Genomic DNA, 23,560 nt, shown 5'->3' on the forward strand with positions numbered 1-23,560 from the left:
ATGAGGAGCAACATCAGAAACTTGATCATTGTCGCGGTCTGCATCGTCGTCCTCGGCGGCGCCCTCCTTACCCTGAAACTGACCGGAAACGACAAGGCGGCCTCCTCTTCCGCCTCATCCACGGCCAGCATCGAGCTTGTGTCGAAAAAAAGTGAAGATGTTGTTTCCATGAACGTGGTAAACGAAAAGGGAAGTTACACTCTCATCCCTGTCAAGACGCCGGCGGCGTCCGGAGCTTCTTCGGCTTCATCGGGAGATTCCGGGCCGGCCTACACCGTCAAGGAGCTCGGCGGCTGCCCGATCAATACCTCCGCGACGGAATCCGTCGTGAAAAACGGATTCAGCCTGGTCGCGAGCAAGAACCTCGGCACGGTCAGCAATCTGGAGGAGTTTGGACTGAAAGATCCGCAGGCGACCGTGAAGGTCCAGTTCCGGGACGGCAGCAGCTATGATTATAAGATCGGCAAGACGTCGGCCACGGATTCCTCCGCCTATTACATGTGCGGGCTGAATTCCGAAAATGTCTATATCGTCTCGGTCGATCAGGGGCTGCTGGAGGACGCGGGCTATTTCGTCAGCAAGGATATTCTCGCCATCACGAACTCCTCGGGGGAAAACAACTTCACCAAAATCGCGCTGAGCGGCGCGAACTACCCGCAGCCCGTCGCGTTTTCCGTTTATAAGACCGACCTGAGGATCTCTTCCCCTTCGGCTTACACCGCGGATTCCACCAAGCTTTCCAGTCTGAAAAGCGCTCTTGCCAGCCTGACGGCCGATTCGGTGGAAGCCGTCAATCCGGACGCGGCGGCGCTGAAAAAGTACGGGTTCGACAGCCCGACGGCGGTTGCGCAGTTTTCGGTCAACGGAGCGAATTATACCATCACCGCGGGGGCGAAAGACGGGGACGGCTATTATGTGATGCTGGGCGGGATCAACGTGGTTTACAAAGCCGCCTCTTCCGGCATCGAGGCCTGGGCGCTGCAGAGCCTGTATGATCTGAGAAGCAAAACGATCCTGGCGCCGGACGTTGAAACGGTCAAGTCACTGACGGTCACCGTGGGGAGCAGCAAAAATGTTCTGAACCTCACGCGGGCCAAGGACGAAAAGCAGTCCACCGAAGACACGACGTACTATACGTATAAAGTGACGGGCAACGCCGGAAAATCGCTGGATTACGACACGAATTACAAGAATTTCTTTACGAAGCTGACCGGTGTCTCCATTTTGCAGGAAGCGTCGGAAAAGCCGGCCGGCAGCCCGGTGCTGACGGTGCAGTACCAGTATTTCGACGGTTCCAGCGCGGATACCGTTGAATTCTACCAAAGCGGCAACCGCCGCTACACCGCCGTTTTAAACGGGCAGGTGTTCGGTATTGTCGCACAGGATGATATTGACGCGGTGACCGAAGATATTGCTGCGCTGGAGAACGGCAAGGCCGTCGGCTGAGAATTCATATGAAAGAGGACGGGCGAATCGCCCGTCCTCTTTCATGATTTTTTCGGTTTCGCTTGAAACGCCGCTGACCGGATGCTACAATCGGAGCAGAGAAACGAATGGGAAAGGAAATGAGATTTTCATTGAAAAAGAGCCGCCTCCTTCCGATCGTTTTCGGCAGTGCCGTGATGATCGCCGCCTGCTGCGCGGTTGCCGCCGCAAACGGAAGTTTTCCGTGGAACGCAATGAAATGGCAAACGGATTCGGGCGAGGCCGTCGAGGCGTATGTCAACGGGGAGCCGATCCTGAAAAAAACGCTTGACAAAGCGATTGGCGACACGAGAAAAATGGAAGAAATAACGGCGCGTCTTTTTCCGTCGAAACAAAAATCTTCAAAGAGTGAATCAGAGGTTCTAGACGACCTGATCAAAGCAAAAGTGCTGAAGCAGGAAGCGGAAAAAGAGGGAATCACCGTCACGGACAGGGACGCGCTGGATTCCCTGCGCGCGACGGACCGACAGATTCAGGACCTGATGGAAAACGGGTCGGAGGAGGAAAAGAAAAATGCGAAGGAGTCGTGGGATACACTGACTTCCGTCGCTTCCGCCCTCCATGAAAGCATGGACCAATATGAAAAGAATGCCGTGCCGACGGAGCGCAATATCCTGATCCAAAACAGGCTTTATCAAAAATACGTTGCCGGACATTCCAGCATGACCGAGACAAAACAGGAGATGTGGGACGGCCATGTTGCCGAACTGATGAAAAAAGCGGATGTGAAGCACAGGGACAGTCCCTAAAATGGATTTGGCGGAGGTTGAACCGATGAGTTTGTCATTTCATCTGACATCCCTTTATGTTTGCGTAAAAGATATGGAACGGGCGATCCGTTTTTATGAAATCCTGTTGGGGCAAAAGGTGACGAAAAAAGATCCGGTTTACAGTGTGTTTGACATCAACGGCTTCCGGTATGGATTATTTGCCAACGAAAAAAGGAACGAACAGCACAGTTGGGGAAACAGCTGTCTGCCCAGTCTGGAGGTAACCGACATGGATTTGGCTTTGAAAAGGCTGGAAGAGCTGCATTGCCCGATTGTCTTTGCACCGACGGTCATCGGAAAAAATCAAGTTCTGGAATTTCTGGACAGCGAGGGGAATCAGGTTGAGCTCACTTGTCCGTTTAACTAAAAAAGAAATAGAAAAAGCCGGCGTCCCTTGACAGGGATACCGGCTCATGTTATACTTTTATTTAGCACAATAATACATACTAATACAATATATAGTATAGCACAAGAGATACCAAATGTCAAGAACTATTTTAAAGGAAAGGAGAAATTTTTTTGGAGTTTCAGCTTTCCTCTTTTTTGAGGCCTTCGGCGCTGGACGATGCCCGGACGGCGGAAAATCTGCTCACATTAAATGAGGAAACGCAGGAATTCGGGCTTGAATTGTCGCGGGAGGACGCGCTGGCGCTGGCGGAAACGAGGCGAATCGCGCTGCAAGCGAGCGGGCGCGTGGAATTCGGTACCCCCGTGCTGGAAAAGATCATCCGGGCGTTCAGCCGGTCCCGCTATTTATACCAATACGATTATGCCCCGGCGCTGCACGAACTGCTCGAAGCGTTTTTTCTGCTGAAGAATGAGACCGAAGACCGCTTTTCGGACGATAACCTGGTGGATTTTCTGTTCGACTGCTTTGAATCCCGCTACCGTGGCTCGCTGGAGATGTTCCAGGGACCGGAGCTGGAACAGCTGCGCAGGCTCCTGCTGTTCGGCGCGGAAGAGGAGAAAGACGATTGGGACGGGGAGGACAAAGATGAATGAATCCTTTCTGGCCCGCGCGGGATTGAGCGCGGAGGAATCGGAACGATTTCGCGCCGGCCTGCTCTGGGCGCTGGCGGATCAGCTAAGCCGCTATACCGCCGGACAGAGCAGTTCCGTTCCGGAGGAAGCGGCCGAAAATGTCCTTGAATCCATGCTGTACTGCGTTTCCGTCGAGCTTTCCTTCCGGCCCGACCCAGCCGCCGCGCTGCGGGCTGTCCTCCCGGACGAGCTGTTCCGCTGCGGCTGCGAACGGGTCAAAGGCATGGTGTCCGACCTGAAGGTTTTGTACCGGGAAGTGCTGAAAACCAGAATTCCCACGGAACTGATCGTTTACAACGCCACGCTGGACGGGGCAGTCCCCGGATTTTTTAAAAGCTATGACCCGGAGTACGCGGCGCATGAAAACGGCGCGCTGACCGGATTCCCGGACTATCCCCTGCTTTGCGGCGACAAAAGCCGCGGCGGCGTCCTGTACATGAGCCATTACCTGGAAGAATTGCTGCGCGAGAACCGATTCTGCGCGCGGTACAAGAAAAATTACATCCGGGCCGTCCTGACGCTGCACGGGCAAAAACATCGGCTGGATTACCGTGAAATGATCGTCAATATCCCGGAGCTTCTTCTGGAGCGGGAACACGCCCCGAAGCCGTACCGGCTGCCGGAGGAGCAGGAATCCGTTACGGATTGAACAGCAGGCCCGCGAGATGATCGGTCCGTTTCCCGCCGAGACGAAGACCCTTGACGCAGTAATGGCAGTATGCGACAATCCGGTCGGTGGTGATTTTTTGGCAGTGCTCCTGCATCAGCCTATTCTGTTCCTCCTCCGGAAGCGGAATGAATTTTCCCTTTGCGTCCATAACGAATCGTTTCGGCGCCAGTTTCAGATTCCTTGCCGGAGAGGGCGCGTACAGGGAAACGCCGCAGAACTGCGTTTTTTCGTAATTTTCCTCCTGCTCCACAATCTCCACGTTCATTTTCCGAAGCAGAGCGCGGACCGCTTTCTGCTCGGCGAGGTTGTCGCGCGAACGCCAGCAATCCTGCACTGTCATTTTTTCATGCGAGTAATCCGGAAACGGGAATTCCTCGTCCTGTAAAATCAGCTCCCACAGGGAGAGCCGTTTCACCTGCGGCATTGTCTCCTGAAAGATGGCCGCGCAGTTGTGGCAGACATAGACCATTGTGTCGCCCTCGGAAAAATTCTGAAAATCCGGCGTCGCCCTCCAGCGGGGACGCAGCCATTCCGGCATCTGCGCCGTAAATTCCTCCAGCTTGTAGTTGGGGACGCAGCACCGTATGATTTCCATATGAAACCGCCGTTCTAAATACTCCTGGATTTTCTCGCTTAATTCCGGTTTCTCCCTGGTAAACACGCAGCTTGCCACATATTTGCAGTTCCCGATGTCCATCATTCTCATTCCTCCCGAATTTTTCAAAATTCTTTTACTATTTTATGATACATCTTTTTTGATCTATGATATAGTTCAAAATACTGATATTTACGATAAACATTAATTTATTATTGAAAATCATTAATATTCGTGCTATACTAAGACCAAATTGAGTGTGGAAGGTGTTTTCTATGAATCAAAACTTTCTGAAAATTGAAAAAAGCGGAAAGATCGTGTTGGCTGCGGTAAGAATCGTGCAGGCAATCATTGCCCTGTCCGTCGCCCTTTCCCTTCTCACTGCTGTTCTGCCCGGCACGTTCTTTGCTCCTCGGATGGACAGAACAGGCGGCTTCTGGATTATCACTTTCTCAAATGTGTTTACGAACGTTGTTTTCCTTGCCGTTTTGTTTTTAATGGGCCGGTTTTTACAGACCCTGAAAGACAAATCCCCTTTTGTGAGGGAGAACGTCAAAAAGCTGAAGCTCGCGTCCGGTTTGCTGATTGCGGTGGAACCGGTCCAATTCATTTTTCAATCGGTTTCCAACGCCGTTCGTCCGGCGGCCAACGGGCAGAAAGAGGTTTTGATTACGTCCTTCGGCGGAATCATTTTTGTTCTGGGCCTGGTCGTGTTTTGCCTCTCGCTTGTTTTTGAATACGGAATCGAGCTTCAAAAGCAATCCGACGAAACTTTGTGAGGGTGTGAAAATGGCGATTATTCTCAGGTTGGACCGGGTGATGGCGGATCGGAAAATCTCTTTAAAGGAACTGTCCGAAAAAGTGGGAATCGCAAATGTCAATCTGTCCAAAATGAAAACCGGTAAAATCAGCGCGATCCGTTTTTCAACGCTCAACGCGATTTGCAGGGCTTTGGATTGCCAGCCCGGGGAGATCCTGGAGTATCGGCGGGATGACTAGAGCTTGTTTGTAAATGGAAATAACGTGATTCGGCAAGTTCTCTGAACCCAAAGAACAGCTAAAATAACAAACGGGAAAACGCGTAAATAGCGTTTTCCCATTTGTTATAAACATGTTTAAAATTGCAATCAGTAGTTAACAGCCCTGCGCTCAAAATAAGCCTGGGGATGTTTGCAGGCCGGGCAAACCTTCGGGGCGGTTTTGCCCACATAAACATAACCGCAGTTGCGGCAGACCCATACGGTTTCTTCCGCGCACTGGAACACGAGGTTGTCTTTCAGGTTTGCGGTCAGTTTTGCGTAGCGTTCCTCGTGCGTCTTCTCGATGCCGGCAACCAGGCGCATCGTGGCGGCAATTTCCTTAAAGCCTTCCTCTTCCGCCGTGTCGGCGAAATTTTTGTACATGTCTGTCCATTCATAATGTTCCCCGGCGGCCGCGTCCAGCAGATTGTCCGCGGTCGGCTTGATCCCGCCGCCGTTCAGACACTTGAACCACAGCTTTGCGTGCTCTTTCTCATTGTTCGCGGTCTCCTCAAAAATTCCGGCGATCTGCTCATAGCCTTCCTTTTTTGCCTGAGACGCGTAAAAAGTATATTTGTTTCTTGCCTGTGATTCTCCGGCGAATGCCGCCAGCAGATTTTTTTCGGTTTTGCTTCCTTTGAGTTCCATGTGTATTTCCTCCTAATACTTTAAATTTAACCGGGCGAATCCGGTTCTTTTCTGATGTTGGCATTAGTATATCACGCCGTGAAAGAAAAATCAATACAATAATAGGAATTATTATTAATTTTTATGAAAAATCTTTTCTAGTGGAACCTGCATATTTGCCGCGCGGCCCGCCGTTCAGAGCGCTGTAGAACAATTTCGTTTGGCGGGAACGGAGGCTGAAAACTTTCCGTTCCGCCAAACCGGGTTCGATAATCGTCCAGCCGGGATGCGGCTCCGCCGGTCACGGTACACATTGAAGCGGAACAAAACCACGTCGCTGTCCCGGGCCGTTCGGCCTTTCGCGGCTCCGCCGGTCACGGCTTACACATTGAAGCGGAACAAAACCACGTCGCCGTCCTGCATGACGTATTCTTTTCCTTCACTTCTTACCAGTCCTTTTTCCTTTGCGGCGGCCATCGATCCGCAGGAGATCAGGGTGTCGTAGGAGACGACCTCGGCGCGGATGAAGCCGCGTTCAAAATCCGTATGGATTTTCCCGGCAGCCTGCGGAGCCAGGGTTCCCTTTTTGATCGTCCACGCGCGCACCTCCGGCTCTCCGGCGGTCAGAAAGGAGATAAGCCCCAACAGGGCGTAGCAGGCGCGGATGAGGCGGTCCAGGCCGGATTCGGACAGTCCCATGTCGGAGAGGAACAGCTCTTTTTCCTCCGGCTCCATGCCGCTGATCTGCGCTTCGGTTTCGGCGCAGATCGGCAGAACGCCCGCGTGCTCGTTTTCGGCGTGCTCCTTTACGACTTTGAAATACGGGTTCTGCTCGATTCCATCGGAAAAATCGCCCTCGCTCATGTTCGCGGCGTAGATGGTCTGCTTGTTGGAAAGCAGCGAAACAGAGGCGAGCAGCGCGGCCTCGTCCTCCGTGCACTCCACGGTCCGGGCGGCTTTCCCCTCGTTCAGAACGCCCTTGACCCTGCGGAAGAAGTCCAGCTCCGCCTGGTATTTTTTGTCGGCCTTGATCATTTTCTGCGTGCGCTCGATGCGCCGGTCCAGCACCTCAAGGTCGGAGAGGATCAGCTCCGTGTTGATGGTTTCGATGTCGCGTTTCGGGTCGATGCCGCCGTCCACATGGACGATATCGTCGTCCTCAAAGCAGCGCACCACATGGACGATGGCGTCGCATTCGCGGATATTTGCGAGGAATTTATTGCCGAGCCCTTCGCCTTTGGACGCCCCGCGAACCAATCCGGCGATGTCCACGAATTCGATGGTGGCGGGCGTGTATTTTTTCGGGTGGTACAGTTCGGCCAGCTTATCCAGCCGCTTGTCCGGAACGGCGACCACGCCGACGTTTGGCTCGATGGTGCAGAACGGATAGTTCGCGGCCTGTGCGCCCGCGTTCGTAATCGCGTTGAACAGCGTGCTTTTGCCGACGTTCGGCAGTCCGACGATTCCCAGTTTCATTGTGTATCCTCTCTCTTTTTCAGTCTTTTTTCACGGCGCAGATCAGGCCGTCCCCAATCGGCAGCAGCGTGCTGACAAGCTCCGGCGAGGCCGCGACCTGCCGGTCGAACTTCTCCATGGGAGCGACAAGATCCTGCCATTTTTCATCGAGGTCCATCGCGGGGAACAGCGCGTCGTCAGCGAGAAAAATGCCGCCCGGCGCCAGGACCCGGATGCACTCCGGCAACAGGCGGGAATACAGGCGTTTGTCCGCGTCCTGGAACACAAGGTCGAACGAGCCGGAGCCCAGCGCCGGAAGCAGGTAGAGCGCGTCGCCCTCCCGGACCGCGGCGACGGAATCGACTCCCGCCCGGCGAAAGTTTTCCCGCGCCTGTGCCGCGGCCTTCGGATCGTTTTCCAGCGTGATGATCCTGCCGCCGTATTCCCGCGCGGCCAGCGCCATATTTGTTGCGGAATACCCGATGCTCGTGCCGATTTCCAGAATCCGCTTCGGCTTCTTCATGGCCAGAACCAGCCGGAGAAAACGCGCGACGTCATCATCCACCACGGGAATAAAATCCTTCCATTCCGTCAGCCGGACGAATTCGTCTTTTGTCAGCGTCTCTTTCCGCCGGTAAAGGGATTCGATGAATTCACCTGCTTTTTCATCCATAATCCTGTCCCCTCTTTTCAACCATATTATAAAGCCTTGTGGAAAAAATCGCAACGTGCGGCGGTACCTTTTGTCCTCGGGCCGGACAGGGACGCACTTATGCGCTCGGGCCGCACAGGCCCTTCCTTTCGGCTCCGTCCGAAAGGAGGCAAAGTTCGCACGGGGGGCAGCGTACCGCTGCATCTACGCTTTCCTTTCCCGGAGCGGCGAAAAACAGGGAAGCAACAATGCTTTTTAAGCCGTGCATGCCGTAGGCGCGTCCGGACCGGATGGTCCCCCTGACCCCCCCAGGAGCCGTCAAGAAGTTTTTTCTGTTCTTCTAACAACAGCTTTTCATTGACGACGGGGGCTGAAAAGCTGAAGCCACAGGGTATTTACCTAAAAGCCGAAAATTTTCAGAAAATTACCTTTTCGCACGTAGCTAATAACTTGGAACGTCCAATGGGAAACTCTGGCTTAATAACAAAACTGTTCTTCATGACAGGTGCCGGGGGGCGTCGGGGGGGGACGTTTAGGTGCCCCTCCCGTTGGGAAGTTGAAGTTCCCCCCGACTCAGGCTTTGCGTACTTTCGTCTGATTACGAAAGTACGGGCCCGCGCGGCCGGAGCGCAAAAGAGAAAATAAGAAGAAATAACAGGTTAAGGGGAACCGGGCCTCAGGCCCGCAGAAATCCGGCCTGAGGACAGAAAGATAAATTAAGATGAATTTTGGGTTAGGGGCATTGGCCAAAAAATTTATAAACAAATATTAAAGAAAGATTTTTAGTTGAATTTTGGTAAATTAAGGATTATAATAGGACTTGTAAGGCACAATAAAAAGTGCAAAGCAGGGACAGGGTGCTGACACACCCCGCCCCCTGCATATGGAACGAGGGTCCATACACAGCGGTTTTTACCGCGCATTTGCAGGTATATTATACCTCTTTCCCCTTGTTTTGTACAGAGGGGGGGAAAGCCGGGGACGAAAAAACGGACCTGCTTTTCACGCGCGCCGGTGTATGGAATGAAAATTTCCGTACCGGTGCTTTTTTGTGCCCTGCAGGCAGCGTGCCGCTGCATCTTCAGCCTGCCGGACAGAACAGCGAAAATTCGCAGCTCGGTTTGGCAGGACGGTTCCGGGACTCTCCCGATGGAACATTGCGCATTTTCAAACCCCGGCTCCCAAAGCGTTGGGAGCCGCAGGCGCGAAAGACACTGTGTGTCCGGGCCGAAGGGAGCGGCGGCACGCCGCCGGGTTTCCTGTTTCCGGCCGGGGGCGGGGAGTGCAGAGCAGAACGCGTGAAAAGGAATTTACATTTTAAAGGCCGGTTAAAGGCCGGTCTTCCGCTTTGCCGAAGCCCCTGACGGGGAACGGTCCGGCGGGGGAAGACGGCGCGCACCATGCCGGTGCATTACAGTGTATGTGAGGAAGTTTACTTGATTCCCCGGTCCATCCCATGGCCCGCCCTCCGGAAAACAGGGGCCGCAGACCAAAGGCCGCGCGAATGCCGATGCATCCGCGCGGCCTGATTTTATTCCCATTTATCCGGTCGTGCCCACGGTGGACACACAGCGTCTTTCGCGGCTCCGCCGTCCACGCCTTTCGCCTTCGGGAATTTCTTCCCGCTGTCCCGCCTGTCTCAGCCGACCGATTCACCGTTTGCTGACCGGCGGGCCGTAGTCCGCGGCGACTCGCCGCCGCGCATGGTCAGGGAGATGCGCTGCTTTTTCACGTCGACCGACAGCACCCATACCTTGACGATATCCCCGACCTTCAGCACCTCCGAGGGATGCTTGATGAACCGGTCGCAGATCTGGGAAACGTGAACCAGCCCGTCCTGATGCACGCCGATGTCGATAAACGCGCCGAAGTCGATCACGTTGCGCACCGTCCCGGTCAGTTCCATGCCGGGTTTCAGATCCTCCAGCTTCATCACGTCGGTGCGGAGCAGAGGCTTCGGCAGCTCGTCGCGCGGGTCGCGGCCCGGGCGCTGCAGCTCCGCCACGATGTCGAGCAGCGTCGGCACGCCCACGCCGGTTTCGGCAGCGGCCTTTTCCCGGCCAATCCGCTCCACCTTTTCCGTGAGGCCGGGGAAACTGCCGCGCCTGATTTCCGCCGCGCTGTAGTCGCACAGCTTCAAAAGCGCCTTTGCCGCCGCGTAGGACTCCGGGTGCACGGCGGTGTGGTCGAGAAGGTCCTCGCTTTCCGGTACGCGCAGGAATCCGGCGCACTGCTCGAACGCCTTCGGGCCGAGCTTCGGCACTTTGAGCAGCTCTTTCCTGCTGCGGAACGCGCCGTTTTCCTCGCGGTACCCCACGATGTTTTTCGAAACCGCGGGCGTGATTCCGGCGATGTGTTCGAGGAGCGACGGGGAGGCCGTGTTCAGGTCGGCCCCGACCGAGTTGACGCAGTCCTCCACCACGCCGGAAAGCGCGGAATCCAGCATCTTTTTCGGCATGTCATGCTGGTACTGCCCCACGCCGACCGCCTTCGGGTCGATTTTGACCAGCTCCGCCAGCGGGTCCTGGAGCCGCCGCGCGATCGAGACCGCGCTGCGCAGCGTCACGTCGAACTCCGGGAATTCCTGCGCCGCCAGCTTGCTCGCCGAATACACCGACGCGCCCGCCTCGCTGACCACCATGTAGGAAACGCCCGCGTCCAGCTCGCGGATCACCCCGGCGGCGAATTCCTCCGTCTCGTGGGACGCGGTGCCGTTCCCGATCGCGATGACCTCCACATGATGTTTTAAGATCATCCGCCGCACGGTTTCCTTCGCCTCCTCCACCTTCGCCTGCGAGTGGGTCGGGTAGATTACCCCGGTGTCGAGCACGCGCCCGGTCGCGTCCACCACGGCGACCTTGCAGCCCGTGCGGTACCCCGGGTCGAGACCCATCGCGACCTTGCCGCGCACCGGCGGCTGCAGGAACAGCTGGCGCAGGTTGACCGCGAACACCCTGACCGCGGACTCGTCCGCCGCCTCCGTCAGGGAGTTCCGGATCTCCCGCTCGATGGACGGGAAGATCAGCCGGTCGTAGGCGTCTTCGCACGCGGCGCGGACCGCGCGGGCGCAGGGCGTGTCCCCCCTGACGCACTCGGAAAAGACGATGGACAGCCCCCGCGCCCGTTCCAGCTCGACGGACAGTTTCAGAAAGCCTTCCTTTTCCCCCCGGTCGGCTGCCAGCACGCGGTGCCCCGCGATTTTATTCACCGGCTCATGAAAATCATAATACGGCGCGTAAACGCTGTCTTCCTCCGGCTTTGCCGCCTTTGAAACCAAAATGCCGTGGGCCGACGCGACCACGCGCAGCCGGCGGCGGATCTCCGCGTTGTCGGAAACGCGCTCCGCGAGAATGTCGAGCGCGCCCGCAAGCGCGTCCTCCGGCGTTTCGACCCCTTTTTCGGGATTCACATAGGATTGGGCGAGAAGGACCGGTTCGCCCGGCCCCTGCTTTCCGATCTGTTCCGCGAGCGGCTCCAGCCCCTTTTCCTTCGCCACGGAGGCGCGCGTTTTGCGCTTGGGTCGGAACGGGCGGTAAATATCCTCGATCTCCGCCAGCGTCTCCGCCTTTTGCAGCTCCGCCGTCACTTCCGGGGTCAGAAGGCCCGTTTCCTCAATCAGCGTTTTGACTTCCTCCCGGCGCTTTTCCAGCGAGCGCAGGTAGTCGAGGCGCTCCGCGATCTCGCGCAGAACCTGGTCGTCCAGCGAGCCGTGCGCCTCCTTGCGGTAGCGCGCGATGAACGGAATCGTGTTTCCGGCGTCGATCAGCTCGACGACGTTTTTCACCTGCCATTCCTGTAAGTTGAACCGGCGGGTCAGTTCGGTGATCGGATCCATGGGAATCCCTCCAAAAATCATGAAATAGCCGTTCTTTTCGGACAGTGAATATGGTAAAATATAGAAAATCGATTTTCCCGCGCGGCGCCGGAAATCCGTCTTTGCGGGCACACGGCGGGAAAAAACGGAGGAGTCTGAGTATGACCATTACCCACGCGGCAATTTACACTCTGAACCTGGAAAGACTGAAAGACTTCTACTGCCGGTGGTTCGGCGGCGAGGCCGGGCCGGCGTATGAAAACCCTGAGAAAGGCTTTTCCTCCCGCTTTGTCCGTTTCGGGCAGGGCGCGGCGCTGGAACTGATGCACCGCACACACCTGAAAGAATCCGTGCGCGGCGAGTTTACCGCGGGCTACGCGCACCTCGCGTTTTCCGCCGAATCGGAAGAAGCGGTGGAAAATCTGACAAAAAAGATGCGGGCAGGCGGCGTTCCCGTGGTGAGCGGCCCCAGGCATACCGGCGACGGCTGCTTTGAAAGCTGCGTGCTGGACCCGGACGGAAACCGGGTGGAGATCACGGCGGAGCCCAAGGTTCAGGAAAAATAGGACGCGGCCTGTTTGAGCAGCAGGCACAGCCCGTAGATGACCGGCTGGTGGAACAGGTACAGCACAAGCGCGTGGCGCCCGAACCAGGAGAGAACGGGGACCTGCGAGCGGTAGGCGATTTCCGGGAATCTGCCCGCCCCGGCCAGCTTGCCGACAAAGGTCCCCGCCGCGAAAACGAAAATCCACGGCAGCATGGGGAAATAATCGGAGCTTTCAAAGCCGGGGCCGGGGAAGCCGAGCGGCGCGAGCCAGGCGGAAGCGTAGAGTCCCTCCGGCAGCGGTATGCCGAGGCCCCGGCCGCAGCCCAGGGTTCCGTACGGAACGCCGCGCGTCAGGAAATAAAGGGCAAAGCAGACGAGGACCGGGACCCACGAAAACCGGAAGCGGTCGGCATAAGGCTTGAGAAGGCCGAACAGGATCATGCACACCGCGAGGAAATGCAGCACGCCGAACGTGATGACGTCCTCCGGCAAAAAAATCCAGGTGACCAGCGTCACGCCGAGCGCGACGGCCAGCAGCTTTGTCCCGCGCGCTAAATTGGAATGCGTCAGGTTGGAGGCGATGCCGGAGATAAACAGGAACATCCCGGCGAAAAAGGGTTCCGCGGGCATGAAGAACCGGAAAAAATAAATCCCGACGTCGTTTCCGAACAGATACCCGAACGTGTAAAAGCCGTGGTAAAACACCATGCAGAACACGGCGAAACCGCGGAGCTCGTCCATTAAATAAATCCTGCCGCGCCCGTTCGGCGCGGCGCTTTTTTCCGGCATTTGGCCGCCTCCCCGTCTTAAAATTGAACCCGTGAAAAGGATGAAATCTTCCGCTGGATATGTTATAATGGCAGCGGAGACGGCCCGGAACAAGAGGCCGTGCGAAAGAATCGTATTATTATATCATGCATCAGGAGGGAATTACAATGCCGGACACCCGATTGACAAAGGAATTCACCGTTTCTCAGGAAATGCTCGCCTCGCGCATGGGCAGCGGGCTTCTGCCCGTATTGGCAACGCCGATTGTCGCGGCCTTTTTCGAAAACACGGCGATGGAGATCGCCGCGGGGTATCTCTCGGACGGCGAAACGACCGTCGGCTCGAAAATCACCGTGGAGCATCTGGCTCCGACGGCGCCTGGCTGCAAGGTCACGGTGACCGCCGAACTGGAAGAGCATGAAAAAAGGACGTTCCGGTTCCGTCTGGAAGCGCGCGACAACGCGGGAGTCGTCGCGACGGGGACGCATGTGCGCGTCAGCGTGGCGGGCGAGCGGTTTATGAAGAAGGCGGAAGAGCGGAAAAACACGGTGGCTCAATGAGCCTTCGCTGTGATCTGATCCTGTTCGACCTGGACGGCACACTGACGGACTCCGGGCCGGGGATCACCAACGGGCTGAGGGAAGCGTTCCGGCATGTCGGCTGGCCGGTCCCCGGGCCGCAGGTGCTGCGCCGGTTCATCGGTCCTCCGCTCCTCAACATGCTGAAGGAACTTTTTCCCCGGATGACGGAAAAGACGACCGCCGAGCTGATCGGCGACTACCGCAGATACTACGCGGAGCGGGGCGCCTTTGAAAACGAGGTATACCCCGGCATTTTCGATCTTCTGGACGAGCTGCGGCTGGGCGGGGCAAAGCTGGCGGTCGTGACCTCGAAGCCCGCGACCCCGACAAAGCGAATCCTGGATTATTTCGGCCTTTCGCCGCATTTTGATTATGTCTCGGCGGAGAGCGACTCCGACCGCGGCAGCGGCAAGGAGTTTCTGATCCGCCCCGCGCTGGAGCACTTCGGCGTTCCCGCGTCCCGCGCCGTCATGATCGGCGACACGAAATACGACGCGGCGGGCGCGCGCAGGGCGGGCACGAACTTTGTCGGGGTCCTGTACGGATTCGGCACGCGGGAGGAAATGGAGCGCGAGGGCGGGGAGCATTTTTCCAGAACGGTGGAAGACCTGCGCGGATTTCTGATTGACAAATAGCGGTTCCTGTTGTATGATGATTTTGAAAATTGAAAAGGGGTGCTGGGTATTTCCCGGCTGAGAGCAGGCGAAGCGACGCCTGAAACCCATAACCTGATCTGGATAATGCCAGCGTAGGAAAACGAAAATCACGCTCCGCGCAGGCCGCGGGGCGTTTTTTTGTTCTCCATAGCGGAATTCCGGACAAAATGGAGGGACAAAAGCAATGACAAATGAAAAGAGCAATTCCGGCATGAACGCCGCCAACCTGCGGCTGGTGGAAAGCGCGATCATGCTGGCGCTTGCAACGGTGCTGAGCCTGATCAAGGTGTACCAGATGCCGCTGGGCGGGTCGGTGACGCTGTGCAGCATGCTGCCGGTGCTGCTGATCGGCTACAAATACGGGTTCAAATGGGGGGTCCTTACGGGATTTACCTACGGCGTGATCCAGCTCCTGCTGGACGTCGCGGCGGTGATGTCCTGGGGCCTGACTCCCGTCGCGGTGGCGGCGTCGTTCGCATTCGACTACCTTCTCGCGTTCACCTGCCTGGGCCTTGCGGGCATCTACGGCAAGAGCTTCCCGAAATTCGTCGCGGGGATGTTCACGGCGGTCTTCCTGCGGTTTTTGAGCCATGTGATCTCCGGCGTGACGGCCTACGCCTCCTGGCTGCCGGACGAATGGCACGGCCACCTGTGGCTTTATTCCATCGCCTACAACGGCTCGTACGTTCTTCCCGACTTCGCCGTCTGCCTTGTGGTCGGCGCGCTGCTCTACAAGCCGCTCAGGCGTTTCCTCTGAGCGGCGTGCCGCCGCTCTCTTCAGCCTACCCCTGAAAACGGAGCAATTTTTCAGTTTTTCCGGGTAGGACTGTTCCGGGAATCTCCCGGCGGCGGGACGGAGGTTGGCAACTCTCCAAAACCAAAGCCGGGAACGCCGCAGGCGGGAAAGACGCTGTGCGTCCGCCGCAGGCGCGTCCCGACCGGAGGTCCGCCGCAGGCAAGAAAGACGCTGTGCGTCTTGACATTCTTCGCCTGCTGGGATAAAATAAAAACAAAGAAAGCCACGAAGGCTTTCGCCCATCGGTAAAATTTCAGTAAAATTTCATAATTGCAATCATAATGAAACCATGAAGGGAAACCGTATGAAACGGTCTTTTCACGGTTTCATTTTTTATTTTATCAGGAAAGAGTTGTGAATCATGAAAAAATCAATGACGGTAAACCTCACCGGCGCGGCGCTCTGCATCGCCCTCGGCCTGATTCTGCCGGTTCTGTTCCACATGGTGGGGGCCGGTTCGGTCTTTCTTCCCATGCACATTCCGGTTCTGCTCTGCGGCCTGCTGTTCGGCTGGCAGTACGGCGCCGTCTGCGGTTTGATCGTGCCGCTGCTTTCCTCCCTGCTGACCGGGATGCCGCCCATTTTCCCGACGGCGGCCGCCATGATGCTGGAGCTTTGCGCCTACGGCCTTCTGACCGGTCTGTTTTACAGAAAGATGCGCTGGAACGTGTACCCCGCATTAATCTGCGCCATGCTGGGCGGAAGAGTGGTTTCCGGCGCCGCGAACGCGGTTTTCCTGGGAATGGCGGATAAGCCCTACGGATTCGCCGCCTTCCTTTCCGCTTCGTTCGTGCAGGCCGTTCCGGGAATCATCATCCAGATCGTCTTTATCCCCGTGATCGTTCTGGCTCTGGAAAAGGCGAGCGTATTTAGAAGGGAAAGGGCTTAGTCGAATTGATGGAGACAGCATCTCAGACCGGGGAAATCAGGGAATTTTTCGACCGCTGCGCGGAGACATGGGACTGCCTGGACCGCGGCAGACCGGAAAAGATCGCGGCGATCGTGACATTGTCCGGAGTAAAAGAGGGCTCCCGCGTGGCGGATATCGCCTGCGGGACGGGGGTCCTGTTTCCTGAAATCCTGTCCAGGAATCCCGCGTTTCTTCTTGGAACGGACCTTTCGGAGAAAATGATCGGCCGGGCGCGCGCAAAGTTTTCCGACGGGCGGCTGCGCACGGTGGCCTCGGACTGCTTCGAGCTCCGCGAATCGGGGTTCGACACCATTCTGATTTACAACGCGTACCCCCATTTCCCCGACAAAAAGCGGCTCGCGGAAAAGATGGCCTCCATGCTGAGGAAGGGCGGAAGGCTGATGATCGCGCACGGAACGGGCCGGGCTGCCATCAACGGCCGCCACAACGGAAAGATGACCGGCCGCATTTCCTGGGAACTGCGGTCCGCGGAAGAAGAAGCCGCGGAATTTTCCGGGCTGTTTCAAATCGATATGACGGCAGACACGGAGGAAATCTATTTCTTTTCCGGTTTCAGAAAATAAAAGCGGCGAGTCGCCGCAGACTACGGCCCGCCGGTCAGCAAACGGTGAATCGGTCGGCTGAGACAGGCGGGACAGCGGGAAGAAACTCCCGTCGGCGTGCCGCCGCACCTACAGCCCGCCGGTCGGAACGGCAAAAAGCCGTTCGCTTTGTTTAGCGGGACGGAGGTTAGATACTCCCGAAAGCGAAAGGCGGCGAGTCGCCGCGGACTACGGCCCGCCGGTCAGCAAACGGTGAATCGGTCGGCTGAGACAGGCGGGACAGCGGGAAGAAACTCCCGTCGGCGTGCCGCCGCACCTACAGCCCGCCGGTCGGAACGGCAAAAAGCCGTTCGCTTTGTTTAGCGGGACGGAGGTTAGATACTCCCGAAAGCGAAAGGCGGCGAGTCGCCGCGGACTACGGCCCGCCGGTCAGCACACAGAAGAAGGCGGGCTGAGACAGGCGGGACGGAGATAAGAATCTCCCGAAGGCGAAAAGCGTGGACGGCGGAGCCGCGAAAGACACTGTGCGTCCTTGTCTGCCAAAAGGCAAATATTTTCATTTTGTATTATAATTGAGGAATACAACGGATTGTTAATAAAAATCGGGAACGGAGCGCCATCAGGTAAGGCGCTCCGTTCCCTGTTTTGCCGGCGGAATCTCTCTCACTGCGCCGGGATGGTCGGGTTTTCTTCTGTCCACATTCTTCTCTTCACACTTACCGGAATTCCGTCGGCGGGCGGCGTGACGCCGCGCAGCCGCCGAGGGGTTCAGCCTCGGCCGGGCGCGGCAATCGCCGCCCGCAAGGCAACAAAAAGCGCCGGTACGGAATTTGTCATTCCATACACCGGCGCGCGCGCAATCAGGTCAGGGGATCATCCTTCCCCCCTCTGTACAAAAACAGAAAAAGGAAGTATAATAGGTCCTGCAATGCGCGGTGAATTCCGTGGTATATGGAGGGTGGTTCTCCGTATGCAGGAGGCGGGTGCTCGTAACACCTTGCCTCTGCATTGCGTTTTTTATTTACCTTGCGATTCTATTATAATCCTTAATTTACCAAATTTCAACAGGTAATATTTGATTTGATATTTTATCGGTTTTTGAGTGCTTGGCGCCCGGGCCTCTTAACCCCAATTTTTTCTATTCTATCTTTTTGTCCTCAGGCCGGATTCCTGTGGGCCTATGGCCCGGTTCCCCTTAACCTTATTTTTTCTTTGGCCGGGGCGCGGGTGGCGATTATATGTTTGCCTTTAGCAAGTGCCTCTTAACCCAAAATTTCTTCTATTTTCTTTTTCTGTCCTCAGGCCGGACAGGCCCTTCCTTTCGGCTCCGGGTGAATTGTCAAGTGAAGTGCAACAGATAAGAAGAAATGACTTCAGCAGGAGTTTTCCAATTCAAACATTTACGCGGGCGGTCGTTGAGACGCTCCATGACAAATGCCACGGCTTCTGGGGTAAGTTCTGTAAAACGGGTTCCTCTGGGGAAAAACTGACGAATCAATCCGTTCGTATTTTCCACAGTTGGCTTCTGCCACGGAGAGGCTGGGCGAGTGTAATAATACAACGCTTCAAAGCGGCTCTCAAATTCACGGTGGCAGTTGAATTCGATCCCTCGATCCGACGTTACCGTGCGGAGCGGAACCTTTCCGCCTTCAAAGAAGAACTCAAAGCCCCGCATGACTTCTTCCCGTCTGATGTTGCGCAGGACGGCCAGGCAGCAGTATCGACTTTTTCGGTCGGTCACATTCAGCAAATAAACGCGTTTTGCTTGTCCGAACACGATCGTGTCAGCTTCCCAGTCTCCAAGTCTCTTTCTGCGTAGAACTTCTTTGCTTCTCTCCCGGATTTCCCGCGCCCCGGCCTTGTACCCACGAGTTTCTCCATGCTGACGGCCATAGTGACGCAGTTTCATCGTAAGTTGTACGGAACGTGGCAGCAAGTCCGCGCGTAGCGACCGATATATGCTGCTGTGCGAGATTTTCATGTCCCGGTCATCCGGATAGTCTAACCGGATTCTTCCGGCAATTTGTTCGGGCGACCATGACAATTCAAGCTTTTCGGATATGTAAGCTGTCAGACGTGGGTTTTGATACAGCCTCTTCCGGCGGCATTCCATTCGCCGTTCAAGGTACCGGGCCCGTGCCGGAACGCTAAGATATTTTTGTCCCGAACGGTTCCTCTTGATCTCCCGGCTGATTGTGCCCGGATCCCTTTGCAACCTGCGTGCAAGCTGCCTCATACTGATCCCGTTATTCCACAATTGGGCTATCAATGCGCGCTCTTTTGGTGTAAGATGGTGGTAGTCCATAAAAAGCCTCTCCTTCAGTGGTGTCTTTTCAACTCCTACTGTATCATGGATTTGGCTTTTTGTGGACTCTTTCTACCCTCCTGTTGCACTTGCTATTTTAATTCACCCTTGAACGAAAGGAGGGGCCTGCGCGGCCTGAGCGCAAGAGTAGAAGTAAGAAGAAATTAGGGTTAAGAGCCACCGAGCCTCAGGTCCGCAAAAGATCAGCCCGCGCGGCCTGAGCGCAAAGAAGAAAATAAGAAGAAATAAAAGGTTAAGAGCCACCGAGCCTCAGGCCCGCAAAAGATCAGCCCGCGGCCCGAGCGCAAGAGTAGAAGTAAGAAGAAATTAGGGTTAAGAGCCACCGAGCCTCAGGTCCGCAAAAGATCGGCCCGCGCGGCCCGAGCGCAAAGAAGGCTGAAGTCGTGACCGCCGTAGGCGCAAAAGACGCTGCGCGTCCGGCCTGAGCACAAAAAGAAAAAGGACCTTTGTCCCATATGATTCAGATAAGGAGAAAACAAATGCTGAAAATCGGCTGCCACCTTTCGGCGGCGAAAGGATACGCCTCGATGTGCCGCGACGCGCTCTCGATCGGCGCGAACACGTTCCAGTTCTTTACGCGCAACCCGCGCGGAGGCAGAGCCCGCGCGCTCGACCCGAAAGATGAAAATCAGTTCCTTCAGCTGATGCGGGAAAACAACATCGGTCCGGTCGTCGCGCACGCGCCGTACACCATGAACGTCTGCTCCGCCGACGAAAAGGTCCGCGCGTTCGGGTGTTCGGTGCTGGCGGACGATCTGGCGCGCATGGAGCGCCTACCCGGCAACTGCTATAATCTTCACCCCGGCAGCCACGGCGGGCAGGGCGCGGAGGAGGGTATCCGGATGATCGCCGGCGCGCTCAACGAAATTCTAACGCCGGAAATGCATACCACGGTTCTTCTTGAAACCATGGCCGGCAAGGGGAGCGAGGTCGGCCGCAGTTTCGAGGAACTGAGGGCGATTCTCGACCGGGTGGAGTGTTCGGAGCGGATCGGCGTTTGCCTCGACACCTGCCATATATTCGACGCGGGGTACGACATCGTCGGCGACCCGGACGGCGTGCTGGGGGAATTCGACCGCGCCGTCGGCCTTTCCCGGCTGCGGGCCGTTCATCTGAACGACAGCAAAAATCCCATCGGCAGCCGCAAGGACCGGCACGAGCGGATCGGCGAGGGGCGGATCGGCTTCGACGCCCTGCTCCGCTTCGCCCGCCATCCCGCCGTGCGGGATCTTCCGCTGATCCTGGAAACGCCGAACGACCTTTCAGGCCACGGAAGGGAAATCGCGGCAATTTCGGCGGCATGGAAAACCTCCGGAAATCCGTAAGGCAGCCGGGCCTGTTCCTGAATGGCATAAAAGACTAAGAAAGGCGGTATGCGGACCAAAAGGAATCTGTCAGCGTAAAGGCCACGCTCATCCCGTCCGAATTGTAGTAGAGGCTGACCACGTCCCCCTTTGTCAGGGAAACAACTCCGGTAAGGGTGACGGCGCTGCTCCCCAGGATGCCTCTGATCGACAGGGCCAGAACGCTGATATTGACAATCGGTAGTAATCCGCTGATCAGCTGGGCCGCGGCGGGGGAAGTCCTCCGGATGACGAAGAAAGGGTTGATGTCGTTTCCCAGCGAAATGGTGATGGCCGTGTTGGTGACATAATTTACCGTCGCCTGCATCGCGTAGAGGCCGGTGGCCGGAGCGGTATAATTCCCGCTGGCGGCGTTGAAGCTGGAACTGCTGAAATAGGGCGATGTGACGGTCCAGCCGGATAATACCGTGCTGGAAGAAACCGCGAACGAGGGCAGGGCGGCGGAGAAACCTTCGGCTGAAGCGTTCGGGCATGTGCAGGCCGGCTTAAAAAGTTGAAGCATAGGTCAAGTTCACTCCGTTTTTCAGAAATCAAGCCCGGCAAAAGGGTTCAATCTTATAGTATTCATCCCGCCGCCCGGGTTCCGCATAAACGCTCAAGGCCTCCGGATTTTTCCGGAGGCTTTTTTACGTTCTGTCCAGCAATTCCCGGATTTTGCCGATGATTTCCCCGTCTGTAGAATCATAATGCCCGCCGCCGCTTCCCTGTGCAGCAGCTCCGTGATACGGCGCTCCATGGCGTTTGCTTTTTGATTTGTTTCAGCCAGGTCAACCGCTTGGGGAAACGCCCGCAGAAACGATTCGGCCAGTTCGTCCCGCCTGCTCAGAAACAGCACGTCGCAGCCGTCGTAAGGAACAATTTCCATCCATGACCGCGCGCGGATTCAGCGGCACCGGCTCGTCCTGACAATAGCGCTGGCTCTCCCATTCCGGGAGCGGGTACCGCCGAAGCTCCTCAACCGGAATCTCCTTTGGGTAGGCGGAAAGGACCGCGGAAATAAAAGTCCTCTTTTCCCCGGCATGATTCCATATTAGCGTATTGTAGGGAAAAATAAAATCAAACGCATAAAACCTTCACATTTAAATATAAATAGTAAAAATTAAATAATTTAAGAATAAACTTAAAAATATTGATTTTAATATTGACATTATTAAGATTTGCCGCTATGATAAGACTGAAATAAAAAGCGGAGATGATCGAATGGAATACGCGGCGCCAACCAAATGCTCGGTCTGCGGGGCGGAGCTGCAGATCACGCGCCTGACCTGCCCGAACTGTTCGTCGGAAATTACGGGCGTTTTTTCTCCCTGCCGGTACTGTTCGCTGAACGAGCGGCAGAAGCTGTTTCTGGACACCTTTTTAAAGTGCCGCGGCAACATCAAAGAGGTGGAGCGGACGCTGTCCGTTTCATACCCGACGGTAAAGAACATGCTGGAAGAGCTGCTTGCGGCGCTTTTCCCCCAGGACCCGCCCGCCCCGGACCGTCCGGACCCGGAGGAAGTCCTCGATCTGCTGGAGCAGAAAAAGATCACGGCGGAGGAAGCGGCAAAGCTGCTTTCCGGAAAATAATCCTATCAAATTTTTCAGGAGGAATCCCCATGAACGGAAACGAGAAAACCCGCATCCTGAACCTGCTCCGCGACGGAGCGATCACGACGGAGGAAGCCGAGCGCCTGCTGGACGCGCTGGAGAGCCGCCGGGAGCCGGAGCCCGGACCGGAGCCGGTCGTTCTGAAGGACAGCCGCGGCCGCAAGCCGAAGAAGCTGCGGATTCTGGTCGACAACGCGGAGGCAAACAACGGAAAAGCGAAAGTCAACGTGAGCATCCCGATCTCCCTGATCCGGTCCCTGGGGCCGATCGCGCTTTCCAGCATTCCGAAGAAGACAAAGCAGGAGCTGGAAGAAAACGGCGTGGACGTCGCCTCCATCCTCTCACAGGTGGAGGAGCTGATCGAAAGCGGCGCGGATGAGGATTTCGTCAATGTCGACACCGGCGACGGAGAAGGAGAAGGTTCTTCGAAGGTCAGGATTTATGTCGAATAGGCCGGCGGTGCTGCTGTGGGTTTCGGTGAAAATCCGGAACGGCCCGGACAAACGGGGATTTTCGTTCGGCGTTCCGGTCCCGCTGTTCCTCCTGTTCCAGTGGACGGATATGGCGGAGGACGCGCTTACGCTCGCCCGTCTGTTCCCCGGCGCGCGGCGGTCCCTGGACCGGGTCCCGGTCTTCGATATTCTGCCCGCGCTCAGGCGGTTTGCCGAAGAGCTGTGCAGGACCGGACCGGAGGAGCTTGCCGACGTCGACGTGGAGGAACCCGGGGGGCGCCGGGTTCGGGTCAGGTGTTTCTTGAGATAAGCTGATGGAAAGTAGGAGCAATATGAGATTATTTGTCAAGTGGCTGGTCTGCGCGGTCTCGCTGTTTCTGGCCGCGAGGCTTTTTCCGGGAGGTTTCGTCCTTTGGGGCGGATGGGCGGCCATGATCGCCTGCGCCACCATTCTCTGGTTATTGAACATCTTTCTGCGGCCTGTGCTGCAGGTCCTGGCGCTGCCGTTCACCCTTGTGACCTTCGGGCTGTTCAGCCTTGTGGTCAACGGGATCGTGGTCGCGCTGGCGGCCGCGCTGATTCCCGGAATCGTCATTCGGGGTCTGGGAGTCTGCGTGTTTATCTCCCTTCTGGTTTCGGCAGGCAACCTGTTGTTTGCCCGGAGATCGCATTGGCGCGCTGATTAAGATACGGAAATACAATTGAATTTTTGAACGAAATAAACGTCGGCTGGGCGCTGAAAAATCAGACGTCCGGCGGACGCCGGGGATCTTTTACGCTTTTTTTCGCTGTCAATTTCGCCGTCCGCCGGCTTTCGGCGTCCGGCGCAAACTCTTTGGCGGGAAGCGCAAGGGGATTTTCGAGAAAGGAAGACAGTCA

At 56.5% G+C, this 23,560-nt stretch carries 29 protein-coding genes and 1 riboswitch; of the genes, 18 read left to right on the forward strand and 11 right to left on the reverse strand.

Going from position 1 to position 23,560, the window contains the following annotated elements; translation table 11 throughout:
- The 5 genes from VA597_RS00085 (at position 1) to VA597_RS00105 (ending at position 3,945) form a co-directional block, all read left to right on the forward strand.
- On the forward strand, positions 1 to 1,446 hold the full coding sequence (locus VA597_RS00085; protein ID WP_128741038.1) for a DUF4340 domain-containing protein: 1,446 nt from the start codon (positions 1 to 3) through the stop codon (positions 1,444 to 1,446).
- A gap of 107 nt (positions 1,447 to 1,553) precedes the next feature.
- Positions 1,554 to 2,234, forward strand: coding sequence for a SurA N-terminal domain-containing protein (locus VA597_RS00090; protein ID WP_326974920.1), 681 nt, complete (start codon positions 1,554 to 1,556; stop codon positions 2,232 to 2,234).
- A 25-nt stretch (positions 2,235 to 2,259) separates the two neighbouring features.
- Positions 2,260 to 2,622: a VOC family protein gene (locus VA597_RS00095; protein WP_128741040.1), complete on the forward strand. Its 363-nt coding sequence runs from the start codon at positions 2,260 to 2,262 to the stop codon at positions 2,620 to 2,622.
- Between the two features lie 152 nt (positions 2,623 to 2,774).
- Positions 2,775 to 3,257 (forward strand): DUF6323 family protein, encoded by a 483-nt coding sequence (locus tag VA597_RS00100; protein WP_128741041.1) that lies wholly within the window; start codon positions 2,775 to 2,777, stop codon positions 3,255 to 3,257.
- A complete protein-coding gene (locus tag VA597_RS00105; protein WP_128741042.1) occupies positions 3,250 to 3,945 on the forward strand; it encodes a DUF6179 domain-containing protein in 696 nt (231 codons plus the stop codon). The genes VA597_RS00100 and VA597_RS00105 overlap by 8 nt, the downstream gene beginning before the upstream one ends.
- On the opposite strand, the gene VA597_RS00110 is transcribed toward VA597_RS00105, so the two are convergent.
- Complete coding sequence (locus VA597_RS00110; RefSeq protein WP_243112565.1) at positions 3,935 to 4,666, reverse strand: hypothetical protein; 732 nt, start codon at positions 4,664 to 4,666, stop codon at positions 3,935 to 3,937. The two genes, VA597_RS00105 and VA597_RS00110, sit on opposite strands and share 11 nt — an antisense overlap.
- Before the next feature lie 170 nt (positions 4,667 to 4,836).
- On the opposite strand from VA597_RS00110, the gene VA597_RS00115 reads away from it, so the two are divergent.
- Both VA597_RS00115 and VA597_RS00120 read left to right on the forward strand, forming a co-directional pair.
- Positions 4,837 to 5,340 carry a DUF2975 domain-containing protein gene (locus tag VA597_RS00115; RefSeq protein ID WP_326974921.1) on the forward strand — a complete coding sequence of 168 codons (504 nt, stop codon included), beginning with the start codon at positions 4,837 to 4,839 and terminating at the stop codon, positions 5,338 to 5,340.
- Positions 5,341 to 5,350: 10 nt separating this feature from the next.
- Complete coding sequence (locus tag VA597_RS00120) at positions 5,351 to 5,560, forward strand: helix-turn-helix domain-containing protein (protein WP_128741044.1); 210 nt, start codon at positions 5,351 to 5,353, stop codon at positions 5,558 to 5,560.
- A 128-nt stretch (positions 5,561 to 5,688) separates the two neighbouring features.
- Here the strand turns inward: VA597_RS00120 and rbr are convergent, their stop codons facing one another.
- The 5 genes from rbr to VA597_RS00145 all read right to left on the reverse strand — a co-directional run bounded on the left by rbr (position 5,689) and on the right by VA597_RS00145 (position 12,149).
- Positions 5,689 to 6,228: a rubrerythrin gene (gene rbr, locus VA597_RS00125; RefSeq protein WP_128741045.1), complete on the reverse strand. Its 540-nt coding sequence runs from the start codon at positions 6,226 to 6,228 to the stop codon at positions 5,689 to 5,691.
- Positions 6,229 to 6,588: 360 nt separating this feature from the next.
- Entirely contained in the window at positions 6,589 to 7,683 is a 1,095-nt protein-coding gene (gene ychF, locus VA597_RS00130) for a redox-regulated ATPase YchF (protein ID WP_128741046.1), read from the reverse strand.
- Positions 7,684 to 7,702: 19 nt separating this feature from the next.
- Positions 7,703 to 8,335, reverse strand: a complete 633-nt coding sequence (locus tag VA597_RS00135; RefSeq protein ID WP_128741047.1) for an O-methyltransferase — start codon at positions 8,333 to 8,335, stop codon at positions 7,703 to 7,705.
- Between the two features lie 97 nt (positions 8,336 to 8,432).
- Positions 8,433 to 8,636, reverse strand: coding sequence for a hypothetical protein (locus VA597_RS00140; protein WP_326974922.1), 204 nt, complete (start codon positions 8,634 to 8,636; stop codon positions 8,433 to 8,435).
- A gap of 1,317 nt (positions 8,637 to 9,953) precedes the next feature.
- A complete protein-coding gene (locus VA597_RS00145; protein WP_128741048.1) occupies positions 9,954 to 12,149 on the reverse strand; it encodes a Tex family protein in 2,196 nt (731 codons plus the stop codon).
- 140 nt (positions 12,150 to 12,289) lie between these two features.
- Between VA597_RS00145 and VA597_RS00150 the strand changes: the two genes are divergently transcribed.
- The gene (locus tag VA597_RS00150; protein WP_128741049.1) at positions 12,290 to 12,694 is read left to right on the forward strand and encodes a VOC family protein; all 405 of its coding nucleotides are present in this window, start codon (positions 12,290 to 12,292) and stop codon (positions 12,692 to 12,694) included.
- Here VA597_RS00150 and VA597_RS00155 read toward each other — a convergent pair.
- Positions 12,682 to 13,464: a heparan-alpha-glucosaminide N-acetyltransferase gene (locus VA597_RS00155; RefSeq protein ID WP_128741050.1), complete on the reverse strand. Its 783-nt coding sequence runs from the start codon at positions 13,462 to 13,464 to the stop codon at positions 12,682 to 12,684. The genes VA597_RS00150 and VA597_RS00155 overlap by 13 nt on opposite strands.
- Before the next feature lie 146 nt (positions 13,465 to 13,610).
- Here VA597_RS00155 and VA597_RS00160 point away from each other — a divergent pair, with 146 nt between their 5' ends.
- The 3 genes from VA597_RS00160 (at position 13,611) to VA597_RS00170 (ending at position 15,437) form a co-directional block, all read left to right on the forward strand.
- Positions 13,611 to 14,003 (forward strand): thioesterase family protein, encoded by a 393-nt coding sequence (locus VA597_RS00160; protein ID WP_128741051.1) that lies wholly within the window; start codon positions 13,611 to 13,613, stop codon positions 14,001 to 14,003.
- A complete protein-coding gene (locus VA597_RS00165) occupies positions 14,000 to 14,659 on the forward strand; it encodes an HAD-IA family hydrolase (RefSeq protein ID WP_128741052.1) in 660 nt (219 codons plus the stop codon). Before VA597_RS00160 ends, VA597_RS00165 begins: the two co-directional genes overlap by 4 nt.
- A 25-nt stretch (positions 14,660 to 14,684) precedes the next feature.
- A riboswitch (TPP riboswitch) is annotated at positions 14,685 to 14,796 on the forward strand.
- 68 nt (positions 14,797 to 14,864) lie between these two features.
- Positions 14,865 to 15,437: an energy-coupled thiamine transporter ThiT gene (locus tag VA597_RS00170; protein ID WP_128741053.1), complete on the forward strand. Its 573-nt coding sequence runs from the start codon at positions 14,865 to 14,867 to the stop codon at positions 15,435 to 15,437.
- 50 nt (positions 15,438 to 15,487) lie between these two features.
- Here the strand turns inward: VA597_RS00170 and VA597_RS00175 are convergent, their stop codons facing one another.
- Positions 15,488 to 15,703 (reverse strand): hypothetical protein, encoded by a 216-nt coding sequence (locus VA597_RS00175; RefSeq protein ID WP_326974923.1) that lies wholly within the window; start codon positions 15,701 to 15,703, stop codon positions 15,488 to 15,490.
- 134 nt (positions 15,704 to 15,837) lie between these two features.
- Here VA597_RS00175 and VA597_RS00180 point away from each other — a divergent pair, with 134 nt between their 5' ends.
- The gene (locus VA597_RS00180; protein WP_128741054.1) at positions 15,838 to 16,365 is read left to right on the forward strand and encodes an ECF transporter S component; all 528 of its coding nucleotides are present in this window, start codon (positions 15,838 to 15,840) and stop codon (positions 16,363 to 16,365) included.
- Positions 16,366 to 16,373: 8 nt separating this feature from the next.
- Entirely contained in the window at positions 16,374 to 16,970 is a 597-nt protein-coding gene (locus VA597_RS00185; RefSeq protein WP_243112716.1) for a class I SAM-dependent methyltransferase, read from the forward strand.
- A 1,318-nt stretch (positions 16,971 to 18,288) separates the two neighbouring features.
- On the opposite strand, the gene VA597_RS00190 is transcribed toward VA597_RS00185, so the two are convergent.
- Complete coding sequence (locus VA597_RS00190) at positions 18,289 to 19,254, reverse strand: IS30 family transposase (RefSeq protein WP_128741056.1); 966 nt, start codon at positions 19,252 to 19,254, stop codon at positions 18,289 to 18,291.
- A gap of 500 nt (positions 19,255 to 19,754) precedes the next feature.
- Here VA597_RS00190 and VA597_RS00195 point away from each other — a divergent pair, with 500 nt between their 5' ends.
- Entirely contained in the window at positions 19,755 to 20,600 is an 846-nt protein-coding gene (locus VA597_RS00195; RefSeq protein WP_128741057.1) for a deoxyribonuclease IV, read from the forward strand.
- Positions 20,601 to 20,634: 34 nt separating this feature from the next.
- Here the strand turns inward: VA597_RS00195 and VA597_RS00200 are convergent, their stop codons facing one another.
- Together VA597_RS00200 and VA597_RS00205 are read right to left on the reverse strand one after the other, a co-directional pair.
- Positions 20,635 to 21,141, reverse strand: a complete 507-nt coding sequence (locus tag VA597_RS00200) for a hypothetical protein (protein ID WP_128741058.1) — start codon at positions 21,139 to 21,141, stop codon at positions 20,635 to 20,637.
- Between the two features lie 93 nt (positions 21,142 to 21,234).
- Positions 21,235 to 21,504 (reverse strand): hypothetical protein, encoded by a 270-nt coding sequence (locus tag VA597_RS00205; RefSeq protein ID WP_128741059.1) that lies wholly within the window; start codon positions 21,502 to 21,504, stop codon positions 21,235 to 21,237.
- 335 nt (positions 21,505 to 21,839) lie between these two features.
- On the opposite strand from VA597_RS00205, the gene VA597_RS00210 reads away from it, so the two are divergent.
- Genes VA597_RS00210 through VA597_RS00225 form a run of 4 tightly spaced genes read left to right on the forward strand, consistent with a single transcriptional unit; the run spans position 21,840 to position 23,367 of the window.
- Positions 21,840 to 22,208: a DUF2089 domain-containing protein gene (locus tag VA597_RS00210; RefSeq protein WP_128741060.1), complete on the forward strand. Its 369-nt coding sequence runs from the start codon at positions 21,840 to 21,842 to the stop codon at positions 22,206 to 22,208.
- A 29-nt stretch (positions 22,209 to 22,237) separates the two neighbouring features.
- Entirely contained in the window at positions 22,238 to 22,681 is a 444-nt protein-coding gene (locus VA597_RS00215) for an SHOCT-like domain-containing protein (RefSeq protein ID WP_128741061.1), read from the forward strand.
- Complete coding sequence (locus VA597_RS00220; RefSeq protein ID WP_128741062.1) at positions 22,671 to 22,991, forward strand: hypothetical protein; 321 nt, start codon at positions 22,671 to 22,673, stop codon at positions 22,989 to 22,991. The genes VA597_RS00215 and VA597_RS00220 overlap by 11 nt, the downstream gene beginning before the upstream one ends.
- Positions 22,992 to 23,013: 22 nt before the next feature.
- Positions 23,014 to 23,367 carry a phage holin family protein gene (locus VA597_RS00225; protein WP_164918891.1) on the forward strand — a complete coding sequence of 118 codons (354 nt, stop codon included), beginning with the start codon at positions 23,014 to 23,016 and terminating at the stop codon, positions 23,365 to 23,367.
- Positions 23,368 to 23,560: the final 193 nt, after the last annotated feature.

Origin of the sequence: Caproicibacter sp. BJN0012, from assembly GCF_035986805.1 — a bacterium.
In the GTDB taxonomy this organism is placed as follows: Bacteria; Bacillota; Clostridia; order Oscillospirales; family Acutalibacteraceae; genus Caproicibacter.